The 11,998-nt window shown below is 55.8% G+C and carries 7 protein-coding genes and 1 pseudogene; 3 read left to right on the top strand and 5 right to left on the bottom strand.

The genetic code is table 11. The annotated features are described in order from the left end of the window. From PN477_RS03610 to gpmI, 3 genes and pseudogenes are all read left to right on the top strand, one after another. Positions 1–138 (top strand): annotated as a pseudogene (locus tag PN477_RS03610) (photosystem II D2 protein (photosystem q(a) protein)); the annotation flags it as partial. Then, positions 122–1,507 carry a photosystem II reaction center protein CP43 gene (gene psbC, locus PN477_RS03605; RefSeq protein WP_072621328.1) on the top strand — a complete coding sequence of 462 codons (1,386 nt, stop codon included), beginning with the start codon at positions 122–124 and terminating at the stop codon, positions 1,505–1,507. The pseudogene PN477_RS03610 and the gene psbC, both read left to right, overlap by 17 nt. 161 nt (positions 1,508–1,668) lie before the next feature. Next, positions 1,669–3,267, top strand: coding sequence for a 2,3-bisphosphoglycerate-independent phosphoglycerate mutase (gene gpmI / locus PN477_RS03600; protein WP_272121306.1), 1,599 nt, complete (start codon positions 1,669–1,671; stop codon positions 3,265–3,267). A gap of 380 nt (positions 3,268–3,647) precedes the next feature. Here the strand turns inward: gpmI and larB are convergent, their stop codons facing one another. From larB to PN477_RS03575, 5 genes are all read right to left on the bottom strand, one after another. Next, positions 3,648–4,457, bottom strand: coding sequence for a nickel pincer cofactor biosynthesis protein LarB (gene larB, locus PN477_RS03595; RefSeq protein WP_272121304.1), 810 nt, complete (start codon positions 4,455–4,457; stop codon positions 3,648–3,650). 103 nt (positions 4,458–4,560) lie between these two features. Next, on the bottom strand, positions 4,561–5,538 hold the full coding sequence (locus PN477_RS03590; RefSeq protein WP_417158746.1) for an undecaprenyl-diphosphate phosphatase: 978 nt from the start codon (positions 5,536–5,538) through the stop codon (positions 4,561–4,563). A 16-nt stretch (positions 5,539–5,554) separates the two neighbouring features. Then, positions 5,555–5,899, bottom strand: coding sequence for a metal-sensing transcriptional repressor (locus tag PN477_RS03585; RefSeq protein WP_084669012.1), 345 nt, complete (start codon positions 5,897–5,899; stop codon positions 5,555–5,557). A 57-nt stretch (positions 5,900–5,956) separates the two neighbouring features. Next, positions 5,957–9,898 (bottom strand): DNA-directed RNA polymerase subunit beta', encoded by a 3,942-nt coding sequence (locus tag PN477_RS03580; protein ID WP_272121300.1) that lies wholly within the window; start codon positions 9,896–9,898, stop codon positions 5,957–5,959. 91 nt (positions 9,899–9,989) lie between these two features. Then, positions 9,990–11,948 (bottom strand): DNA-directed RNA polymerase subunit gamma, encoded by a 1,959-nt coding sequence (locus PN477_RS03575; protein ID WP_272146992.1) that lies wholly within the window; start codon positions 11,946–11,948, stop codon positions 9,990–9,992. Positions 11,949–11,998: the final 50 nt, after the last annotated feature.

Genomic DNA, 11,998 nt, shown 5'->3' with positions numbered 1-11,998 from the left:
GACCCTGAATTTGAGACGTTCTACACCAAGAACATTCTGCTCAACGAAGGGATGCGGGCCTGGATGGCTCCGCAAGATCAACCCCACGAACGTTTTATATTCCCTGAGGAGGTTTTACCGCGTGGTAACGCTCTCTAGTGCTTCAACCATCAACCAAAGCCGCGATCTAGAATCCACTGGATTCGCGTGGTGGGCAGGCAATGCTCGCTTGATCAATCTTTCCGGTAAATTGCTGGGTGCTCACGTCGCCCATGCTGGTCTCATCGTGTTCTGGACTGGTGCTATGACCCTGTTTGAAGTGGCTCACTTCACCGCAGACAAGCCCATCTACGAACAAGGCTGTATTCTGATTCCCCATTTGGCCACCCTTGGCCTCGGTGTGGGCCCCGGTGGTGAAGTGGTGGATACCTTCCCCTACTTCGTCGTCGGTGTGTTACACCTCATTTCTTCTGCTGTCCTCGGTTTGGGTGGGATCTACCACGCCATCCGCGGCCCGGAAACCCTCGAAGAATATTCTGATTTCTTTGGCTACGACTGGGCAGATAAAAACCAGATGACCAATATTATCGGGTATCACCTGATTCTGTTGGGCCTCGGTGCTCTGCTCCTGGTGTTCAAAGCGATGTTCTTTGGCGGTGTCTATGACACCTGGGCTCCGGGTGGTGGCGATGTCCGGATCATCAGTAACCCCACCCTGAACCCGGCTGTGATCTTCGGCTACCTGCTGAACTCTCCGTTTGGCGGCGAAGGCTGGATCATTGGTGTTGACAATATGGAAGACATCATTGGTGGTCACATCTGGGTGGGCTTAACCTGCATTGCAGGCGGCATCTGGCACATTTTGACCAAGCCCTTTGGTTGGGCGCGTCGTGCGTTTGTCTGGTCGGGTGAGGCTTACCTCTCCTACAGCCTGGGTGCGCTGTCCTTGATGGGCTTTATTGCGTCCTTCTTTGTTTGGTTCAACAATACTGCCTATCCCAGTGAGTTCTACGGCCCCACCAACGCCGAAGCGTCTCAAGCCCAAGCCTTTGTGTTCTTGGCGCGTGACCAACGCTTGGGTGCGAATATTGGGTCGGCTCAAGGCCCGACGGGCTTGGGTAAATACCTGATGCGATCGCCCACGGGTGAGATCATCTTTGGGGGTGAAACGATGCGCTTCTGGGACTTCCGTGGTCCCTGGTTAGAGCCGCTGCGGGGCCCCAATGGTTTGGATCTCGACAAACTGCGCAATGACATCCAACCCTGGCAACTGCGTCGGGCTTCGGAATACATGACCCACGCTCCCAACGGTTCTCTGAACTCTGTGGGTGGGATCATTACCGAACCCAACTCCTTTAACTATGTGAATCCACGGGCGTGGTTGGGAACCTCCCACTTCGTCTTAGGCTTCTTCTTCTTGGTCGGTCACCTTTGGCATGCTGGACGGGCCCGTGCGGCTTCGGCTGGTTTTGAAAAAGGGATTGATCGTGAGACTGAACCCGTGTTGGCAATGCCTGATCTGGACTAGGTCTTCACCGTAATGTTTTGACTACTTTGTTCTTAACAAAGTACGTGTAGCCCCTGTCTTTTGATAGGGGCTTTTTGTGCTTCTGATGACAAAAAAACAACGAGAGTTGAGGGGGCAATGGTATCATCATGGCGTTGATAGGTACAAATAAGGTAAGCACTATGACACCAGCATCAGTCTCTCCTGCGGTGCTCATAATTCTAGATGGCTGGGGGTATCGGGAGTCTGCCGATGGCAACGCAATTCGCACTGCATCAACACCCGTCATGGATAGTTTATGGGAGACCTACCCGCATACCTTGATCCACACATCGGGCAAGCAGGTCGGATTACCGGATGGGCAAATGGGCAACTCTGAGGTTGGCCATTTGAACCTTGGAGCCGGGCGAATTGTGCCTCAGGAACTTGTGCGCATTTCCGATGCGGTGGAAGACGGTTCGTTTTTAGAAAATCCGGCATTGGTGAAGCTCTGTCAGTCGGTGCGGCAGTCGGGCGGCAAACTCCACTGTATGGGCCTCTGTTCAGAGGGTGGGGTTCATTCCCATCTGTCCCATTTATTTGGGCTGTTGGATTTGGCTAAGGTTCAGGGGATTGAGCAGGTGTGCCTGCATGTGTTTACGGATGGCCGGGATACCAAGCCCAATGAGGCGATCGCAGTCCTGCAACAGATTCAAGACCAGATGGATGCTGTTGGTGTGGGGACAATCGCGACCATCAGCGGTCGGTACTATGCCATGGATCGCGATCGCCGCTGGGATCGGGTCGAACAAGCCTATCGAGTCCTGACCGAGGACGACGTGATCGATTCCCGTTCCGCCCTGGACATTATCCAAGACTCCTACGACGCAGGGATTAACGACGAATTCATCCTGCCGGTGCGAATTGCACCGGGGAAAGTTGAAGCCGATGATGGTGTGATCTTTTTTAATTTCCGGCCCGATCGCGCCCGCCAACTGACGACGGCTTTCGTGTCCCCCACGTTCAAAGATTTTGAGCGGGTTCCGATTACGCCGCTCCATTTCCTCACGTTTACCCAGTACGATCCGACGCTCTCGGTTGATGTGGCGTTTGAACCCCAAAGCTTAAGCAATATCCTGGGTGAAGTGATCGCCGACCATGGGTTACGCCAATTTCGCACCGCTGAAACGGAAAAATATCCCCACGTCACCTACTTTTTTAATGGTGGTTTGGAGCAGCCCCTTGCCGGCGAAGACCGGGAATTGATTCCCAGTCCGATGGTGGCGACCTACGATCGCCAGCCCAAGATGTCCGCCGAACAAGTCACGGATGCGGCCTGTGCGGCCTTGGCCAAGCGGGAATATTCCCTGATCGTGATCAACTATGCCAACCCTGACATGGTGGGCCACACCGGCAACATGAACGCCGCCTTAGAAGCGATCGAAACGGTGGATCGCACCTTGGGGCGCTTACTCGAAGCGATTTCCCGCGTCGGAGGAACGGCGATGATTACGGCTGACCATGGCAATGCAGAATACATGTGGGATGAGCAGGGTAAACCTTGGACGGCCCACACGACGAACCGCGTGCCCTTGATCTTGGTTGAAGGGGAAGGGCTGAAAATTCCGGGCTATGGTGCGGATGTGCAATTGCGTGAAGATGGGCGGCTCTGTGATGTGGCTCCGACACTGTTGGAAATCCTGCATCTCCCGCAACCCCCTGAAATGACGGGGCGATCGCTCCTCCAACCGACTCCGGTAGAGTTGAAACCCAGCCGTACCCCGGTGAAAGTCTCGCTTTAAGCCCGCCCCCGGTTGCCCCCTTTAACCTCAATCCATCGACGGACAACGAAAACGTGCTTCAAGATCAAGCACGTTTTCTGGAGGCTGGGGACGTGGACAGGATTGCCCTATTATCCAATCTAATAACAATCAACAAGGGCATTAGGGCAGGCAAGGGGCTTAAGCCCCTTGTTCCAGAGTCTCTGAATGTCCTAACCGCTCTGGCTAGTGCTATGGCGATGTGATGCCCTCAGCGAATGTTTCCCTAGTTCTCTAGATCAGCATTTCGCCTTGCCCTGGGCAAATAAAAACCGCCCCAATGATTTAGGCGGTCTGATCTAAGCAATCGGAGGGTAACGTTTAGTGTAGGCTGGGGCTTTCGCACCGGGTTGTTACCGATGTTACGAATTGGGCGGGGATTCGGGTCTTGAGGGGCGAGATTGAGCGAATTTTTCAGCGGTGCGCAGAATTTGACCGGCGAGAATGGCCGCCCCGAAGCCATTGTCAATATTGACGACCCCAATGCCGGCAGCACAGGAATTGAGCATCCCCAGCAAGGGCGTTAACCCTCCAAAACTTGCGCCATAGCCGATACTTGTGGGGACGGCAATCACGGGGCAATCGGCTAGACCCCCGACAACGCTGGGCAACGCTCCTTCCATGCCGGCAACGACGATCAAGACATCGGCCGTGGCGATCGCATCTTGATGGCGCAACAATCGTTGAATTCCCGCTACGCCCACATCCCACAGTCGTTCCACCGTAAAGCCCATTAACTCTGCGGTGACGGCGGCTTCTTCGGCAACGGGCAGATCCGCTGTGCCTGCCGTTAATAGGGTAATCGTGCCGGGACGGTGGGTTTTGGGTGTGCCTAGGGCGCAAATGCGGGCGGTTTCGTAGTAGCGCAACCCTGGCAACTGGCGTTGCAACTGGGCAAACACGGCGGGGGTGATCCGGGTGGCCATGGCGATCGCGGGGTGGTGTTGCATCGCCTGGAAAATTTGCACAATTTGGTCGGGGGTCTTGTCTTGGCCCCAAATTGCTTCGGGGAAGCCGGTGCGGGCTTGGCGATGGTGGTCAAGCTTGGCAAAGTCGGAGATCGCCTCATAGCCCGTCTCGGCTTGGCCCAATTTTGCGGCGGCGACTTGGGGGCTGAGATAGCCCGCTGACACCGCTTCTAAAATGGATTGCAGTGAATCCCGTTGTCCCATGCCTAACCTATCCAAACCATTGAACCTTTTGGATCATACCGTTAATCCCTCCGCCGCCTCAGACCGGGTCAGTACCCCGATCGCCGTGAGTGATGGGACGAATCTAGAGCCACCCCATCCCCAATGCCCCCAGAATCACGATCCCAAAGGCCAGACGATACCAGACAAAAACCCAGGTATCTTGTTTTTGCAAAAACTTGATCAGCCAGGCGATCGCCAAATAGGAAAAGAACGCCGCTGAAAGCGTCCCGATGATCAACGATAACCAGGCTGCATTGGGAACGCCGACATCGATCACGTCACTTTTTAACTGCACGAGGCCCGCGAGGGTAATGGCCGGCAGTCCTAAGAGGAAGGAAAATCGAGCCGCCGTCGCCCGTTCTAGCCCCATGAACAGGCCAGCGGTAATCGTAGACCCTGACCGGGATACGCCGGGCATTAAGGCTAAGGCTTGGGCGAGTCCCATCCAGATCCCGTCGAGGGTGGACAGTTGTGAAAAGCTGCGGAGGCGTTGCCCCATTTTTTCCCCTAGGGCTAAGAGGAGGGCCATGACAATCGAGGCGATCGCAATTGAAGCCAGACTCCGAATCGGCGAATCATCCAAATCCGGCACTAGAACTTTGAGCAGGAGTCCAAAAACCACAATCGGCACGGTTCCGATCGCAATTCCCAGGGACATGCGCCAGGCTTGAGATTGAAAATTCCGCGTCCGCAGGGCCTGGATCGTGCCGGTGATCAATTCCGACAGATCCGCCCAAAAATACCACAGCACCGCCCCAATGCTGCCCAGTTGGATAATGGCCGTAAAGGTGACACCGGGATCACCCCACCCCAACACCACCGGCACAACCTTAAGATGGGCGGTACTGCTAATCGGGATAAATTCCGTCATCCCCTGCACAAACCCCAAAACAATCGCCTGAAAAACTGTCATTTGGGCCAGATCGATCGTGTCTGGGGAGGCGATCGCGATCGTTGCCAGGGGAAGCGATCGTGCCTGAGCATGGAGGGCAGAAAATGCGATCGCACAGCCTAATCCCGTTGCAAACTCCCCCACCCCACTCAACCATCGGATCACCAAACGCTGGCGACTCTCCCTAGGGTAAGAAGCGATCGAGCGCCGATTTAAGTTCCTCAATTTCTGCCTCCATATTGCCTTCTTGAGCCGCTCGCACCACACATTCCGTCAGGTGATCATCCAAAATCATCCGAGCCACACGGTCTAACGCACCCCGCACCGCCGCAATTTGCACCAACACCTCCGGACAGTGGCGATCCTCCTGCACCATATTCTTAACCCCCCGAATATGGCCTTCAATCCGAGACAGTCGATTGATAATTTGCCGTCGAACCTCCGCGTCATGGACGTGGGGGTGAGCATGGGCCGACGTTGAAGCCGAAGACGAATTTTCTAACACAACTTTGCCTGTTTTACACAACATCTCAAGATCACAAGGAGGGATGTCCCTCCTTGTTAGACGGCCGGAATCAATTCAGCACTACTCTTCTTCGTCAATTAAGAAAGACGGCGAAGCCTCTGAATCTGGACTCTCAAGCTGATAAGCACGGGCCGTTTGATCATCCAGCACCATATTTTCATCCAAGGCGCGACTTTCACGGGAAAAATCGCCATTGGCACGCCCTCCGTAGCCTTCCGTCAAGGTTCGCGACGGCACAGTGGCACTAAAATCATTACCGTTTTCCACATCAAACCCACCCCCGATCGGCAGATCTTCCGTGGCATTAAACCCAGTCCCCGCCGGAATCAAGCGGCCAATAATCACGTTTTCTTTGAGACCCCGCAGCCAATCAGATTTCCCTTCAATGGCCGCTTCAGTCAAGACCCGTGTTGTTTCTTGGAATGACGCTGCTGAGATGAAACTATCGGTATTGAGCGATGCCTTCGTAATCCCCAACAGAACCGGCGTATAGCGAGCCGGAGCACCCCCGGTGATCCCCATTGCATCGTTGACCTGTTCCACTTGGCGCAGTTCAATCAATTCACCGGGCAACATCGTAGTATCACCGCCATCATCAATCCGCACCTTCGAGGTCATTTGCCGCACAATCACTTCAATGTGCTTGTCCGAAATATCAATCCCCTGGGACTGATACACCCCTTGCACCTGATCCACCAAGAACAGTTGCGCTTTTTCGAGGGCAATCAACGCCGCTTGATAGTCGCCAATTTCTTCCTTGTGATATTCAAAGAAGGTTTCGAGAATTTCATGGGGGTTCGCGGGGCCATCGGTCAGGGGTTCAGCAATATTCACCTCTTGACCATCAGACACCAAGGCATTTTGACCGGGGCTGATCGGATAGTCGCTGATCGTGCCATCACTTTCGACAACCTTAATATCCACACTTTCATCCGCGTCGTACACCACTTGACCCACCCCCGGACGACGGGCCAGGACGCAAGCTTCACGGGGACGACGGGCTTCAAGTAATTCCTCAATCCGGGGCAGACCCTGAATGATATCCCCCGTTTTGGAGCGTTCAAACACCAGCAACACGAGGTTATCCCCCCGTTGCACCAGGTCACCATCGCCCACCTGTAACAACGCCCCCGCAGAAACCCGATAGGGACGCGCCCGCCGCAGCACTAATTCGCGCTCATTGATAGTCAACACTTGACCGGATTCAAAGGTGCTGACCCCTGGCGCTAACTCTTGACTGGCAACCACCAGATCGCCGGCTTTCACGATCGGGTCAGCATTGAGGGATAGGGTGATCAGGTCGGTGTTTCGGGTGACCAAAATCCGGCGCATGGCTTCGGTTTCGGTTTGAATCCCTTGGATCAGGCCGCCTTCTTTACATTGGATCTCCGTGCGAGCCACCACCGATCCCGGTGCGATTTCGTCTCCATCTTGCACCACTACATGGGTGCGAGTGCCGCCGCTGGTGGTGTCGGCATCCATGTCGCGCCGAATCACGAGGGATTCTAAGACCACGATCTGGAGTTGATATTCGGTGTTGTCGTCGTCGGGATCGTGGGGAATGAGTTCGATATCCGCGCTCATGGTGGCGACATCGCCATGCTCGTTGGCCACTTTGTCTTCAATTTCGAGGACGAGTTGGGTACTGAGCAGTTCAACGCCATCGACGGATTTCACCCGTTCGCCGTCTTTGAAGAAGAGGCGCTGGATGGCGCGCAGCCCCATTTGCTGACCAGCATCGCCGTTGATCGAGTCCTGGGAGGGAACATCGGGTTTGTCAGAGATTTGATATTCGACGACGGGACGCAGGAGCAGGGCGAGACCTTCGGGGGTATCGACATATTCACCGTATTTCAGTTCGCTGACGGTGAAGCCGGGGAAGAGTTCAGTGCCGGGCTGGAGCAGTTGGCCATCGGCATCGACGGCGGGAGGTTCGTCGAGCATGTGGAGATCCCCGGCTTTGATCACCATTTCCCGGAGGATGTCGTTTTTCTGCACCACTTCGACGATCCCAGCAGATTGACAGAAGATGTCTTTGGCGACTTCGGTGCCGGCTTCGACATATTGCCCTTCTTCCACCATGAGGAGGGAGATGTCTTTATTGACTTCGTGGCATTCTTCGGGAATCCAGAGCAGAGTGCCGCCCTGGATGACCTCGTAGCCTTGTTTTTTACCGCGTGATTTGCCGGTTTCAACGCCGGCATATTTGACGGTTCCGCCGGTTTGGGTGCGGTAGTGGTCGTCGTTGAGTTCGGCGATCACTTGGTGGTTTTGGACTTTGGTGCCGGGGGTGGCTTTGAGGAAGAATTGCTGACCGTGGGCGGTTTGGATGATGTATTGTTCGCGAGTGCCGGAGGTGGCGCGGCGAACGCTGGCTTGGTCGAGTTGGACGGAGGCGGTGATGATCTCAATTTCCCGACTGCCGGAGGAGAGGCGGACAACGCCGCCGTGGATGGTGCGCAGTTGGGTTTGGGCGAGGACATCGCCGAATTCGACGCGATCGCCATTTTTGACCACGGGTTCCGCACCGGGCAGGAGGTTGTAGACTTCCCCGGCTAAGACCCAGAGCAAGCCCCCCCGTTGGGCGATGTGGGTGATGTTGCCTTGACGGTCGGTTTTTTCTTCGCTGACGAGGCGATCAAAGCGGATTTCCCCAGAAAGGTCGGAGGCCACGTCTTTGGTGGCTTTTTCCGTGGATTTTTGCCGTTTGGTGAGGGAGACTTCCGCCAAGAGTTGCCCGGCTTCAACGGTGTCGCCTTTGGTGACGAAGAGGAGGGAACCGGCGGTGAGGGGGTAGGTGAATTTTTCGCCGCTGGTGCTGGTGAGGATCAGATCGCCGGGGACTTCCACTTGTTCGCGATCGTCGCCGTGGCGGGTGCGGACGGGCCGGGTGCGGAGTTTTTTACCGAATTGGAGTTTCCCGGCGGCATCGGCTTTGAAGCTCCGGGCCACTTCTCCGGTGAAGACCCCGCCGGTGTGGAAGGTGCGCATCGTCAGTTGAGTGCCGGGTTCGCCGATGGATTGGGCGGCGATGATGCCGACGGCTTCGCCGAGATCGACGAGTTTGCCGTGGGCGAGGCTCCAGCCGTAGCAGTGCTGGCAGACGGAGCGGGCGGCTTCGCAGGTGAGGGGCGATCGCACTTGGATCTTCTCAATTCCCGATTTTTCGATGGCATCGCCGAGGTCGTCGTCAATGAATTGGTTGCGGGTGGCGATCACCTCGCCGGTTTCGGGGTGAATCGCATCTTCAGCGAGGGCGCGACCCATGAGGCGCGTGGAGAGGTTGATCAAGATGCGATCGCCATCCTTCATTGCCTCCGCCGTCACACTGCGCTGCGTGCCACAGTCCGATTCCCGCACAATCACATCTTGGCTCACATCCACCAACCGCCGGGTTAAATACCCAGAGTCAGCAGTCCGCAGGGCGGTATCCACCAAGCCCTTCCGCGCCCCGTAGGAGGAAATAATATACTCCGTCACCGTCAAGCCTTCGCGGAAATTAGTCTTAATCGGCAGGGCGATAATTTCCCCTTGGGGATCAGCCATCAAGCCCCGCATTCCCACCAACTGCCGCACCTGGGACAAGTTCCCCCGCGCCCCACTGAACGCCATCATATAGACGCTGTTGAGGGGAGTATTGTCCCGGAAGTTGCGCACCACCTCATCTTTGAGTTCTTCAGAGGTGACATTCCAGGTATCAATCACCTTTTGGAACCGTTCCACTTCGGTAATTTTCCCAGTCCGGTAACGCTCTTCGGTAATCGCCACCTCGGCTTCCGCTTCGGCAAGCATCGCTTTTTTCACCGATGGCACTTGTAAATCATCGACACTAATCGAGACCCCTGCCCGCGTCGCATAGCGGAACCCCATTTCCTTGAGGTAATCCGCCACTTGGGAACACCGCGCACTGCCGTAGTTGGTGTAGGCCCAAGCGATCAGCTTTTTGAGCTTCCCTTTATCAACGATATGGTTAAAAAATTTGGGTGTGGGTGCTTTTGACATGAGTTCAATCTGTGATGGGTGACGAAGGTTGATCAAGAATGGGGCAATCCCGCGATCGCTGCGGACAGGGGCCCCCGGAGACTAACGGGGGTTAAAGGCCCAGAGCGTCTGCGATCGTTTTGTTGTAAATAATCCGACCGGGTGTCGTGTAAACATATTGGAACAGGAACGGTTCACCGCCCTGGTTATCCACGGTGCGGATTAAGCGGGTTGGCAGGTAGTGGGATTCACCCCGGCGTTCGCCATAGCAGCGCACCCCCTCCACATCCGTTGCGGTCACGGCAATTTCTTCCTCTGCCGCGCTCACCAAAATTTCCCCGCTATAGCGCAGCCAGAGGTATTGGTGAATATTGAGATAGCCCTGTTCAAAGGCCCGCAACACATCATCCATGGAAGCAAAGCGGCGTTCTGCACCGGACTTGATGCGATCGATCACGTCCTCACCAGTGGCCACCAACGATTCCCGCTCAAACTTAGGATTTTCCGCCGTCAGGTAATAGCACCCCAAGACCATATCTTGGGACGGAGCCACGATCGGCTTACCCGTTGCCGGGGAGAGAATATTGTGACAAGCCAGCATCAACAGCCGCGCCTCGGCCTGGGCTTCGAGGGAGAGGGGCACATGAACCGCCATTTGGTCGCCGTCAAAGTCAGCGTTAAACGCCGGGCAGACGAGGGGATGGAGTTGGATGGCGCGACCTTCGACGAGAATCGGTTCAAAGGCTTGAATCCCCAAACGGTGCAGGGTTGGGGCACGGTTCAGCAGTACCGGGTGACCGGCGATCACATCTTCGAGCACATCCCAGACGGCACTATCACCCCGCTGGATTAATTTCTTCGCCGCTTTGATGTTGTTCACCAGGCCACTTTTTATCAAACGGTGGATCACAAAGGGCTGGAACAGTTCGATCGCCATCTCACGGGGTAGACCGCACTGATAGATCTTCAGCTTCGGCCCCACCACGATCACAGACCGTCCGGAATAGTCCACCCGTTTTCCTAACAGGTTTTGGCGGAAGCGACCCTGTTTCCCTTCGATGATGTCCGAGAGGGATTTTAAGGGGCGATTGTTCGCACCGACGACGGTACGACCCCGCCGCCCGTTGTCGATCAGGGCATCAACGGCTTCTTGGAGCATCCGTTTTTCGTTACGGACGATGATTTCCGGGGCGAGGATTTCCTGTAATCGCGCTAGACGGTTGTTGCGGTTGATCACCCGGCGGTAGAGGTCGTTGAGATCCGAGGTGGCAAAGCGACCGCCATCAAGCTGCACCATCGGGCGCAAGTCCGGGGGAATCACGGGAATATAGGACAAGACCATCCAGTCTGGCCGGGCCCCGGTGGCGATGAAGTTATCAATCACCCGCAGGCGCTTAATCAGCTTGGCGCGTTTTTGGCCCTTGGCTCCGGCGATTTCTTCCCGTAGTCGTTCTGCTTCTTCTTCGAGTTTGATTTCTTCGAGCAAGCGCTGGACGGCTTCGGCTCCGATCCCCACTTCGATGCCTTCGAGTTGGGATTCTTCTTCGTAGAGTTGCTCTTCAATTTCGAGCCACTGATCTTCCGTGAGCAGTTGGCGGTAGCTGAGGTTGCTGGCGTTGCCGGGATCGAGGACAACGTAGGCGTTGAAGTAGACGATCTGTTCTACATCCCGCAGGGCCATGTCGAGCAAGATACTCAAATAACTGGGAATCCCTTTGAGATACCACACATGGGTGACGGGGGCGGCGAGTTTGATGTAGCCCATGCGGTGACGACGGACGCGGGATTCGGTGACTTCCACGCCGCAGCGTTCGCAGACGATGCCGCGATGGCGGACGCGCTTGTATTTCCCACAGTGGCATTCCCAATCTTTGGCGGGGCCAAAGATCCGCTCGCAGAACAGGCCGTCCATTTCCGGCTTCAGGGTGCGGTAGTTGATCGTTTCGGGTTTGGTGACTTCCCCGACGAGTTGGCTGTTGGGGAGGGTGCGCTCGCCCCATTGCCGGATGCGATCGGGGGAGGCGATGCCGATTTTAACGTAGTCGAAGCGTTGTTCTGTTGGGGGTTTCATAGGGTATTCACAAAGGGGGCGTAGGGAATGGGGGAGAGGTGGGGGGGGGG

Origin of the sequence: Spirulina subsalsa CS-330, assembly GCF_028330765.1 — a bacterium.
Taxonomy (GTDB): Bacteria; Cyanobacteriota; Cyanobacteriia; order Cyanobacteriales; family Spirulinaceae; genus Spirulina; species Spirulina subsalsa_A.
The sequence above is the reverse complement of the archived record's forward strand: the minus strand, read 5'-3'. Positions and strand labels throughout refer to the sequence as shown.

Coding starts and splice junctions, on each gene's coding strand:
- larB (WP_272121304.1), bottom strand. CDS start 4,457: ATGGGACAACGGGATTCACTGCAATCCATTTTAGAAGCGGTGTCAGCG.
- PN477_RS03585 (WP_084669012.1), bottom strand. CDS start 5,899: ATGTTGTGTAAAACAGGCAAAGTTGTGTTAGAAAATTCGTCTTCGGCT.
- gpmI (WP_272121306.1), top strand. CDS start 1,669: ATGACACCAGCATCAGTCTCTCCTGCGGTGCTCATAATTCTAGATGGC.
- PN477_RS03580 (WP_272121300.1), bottom strand. CDS start 9,898: ATGTCAAAAGCACCCACACCCAAATTTTTTAACCATATCGTTGATAAA.
- PN477_RS03575 (WP_272146992.1), bottom strand. CDS start 11,948: ATGAAACCCCCAACAGAACAACGCTTCGACTACGTTAAAATCGGCATC.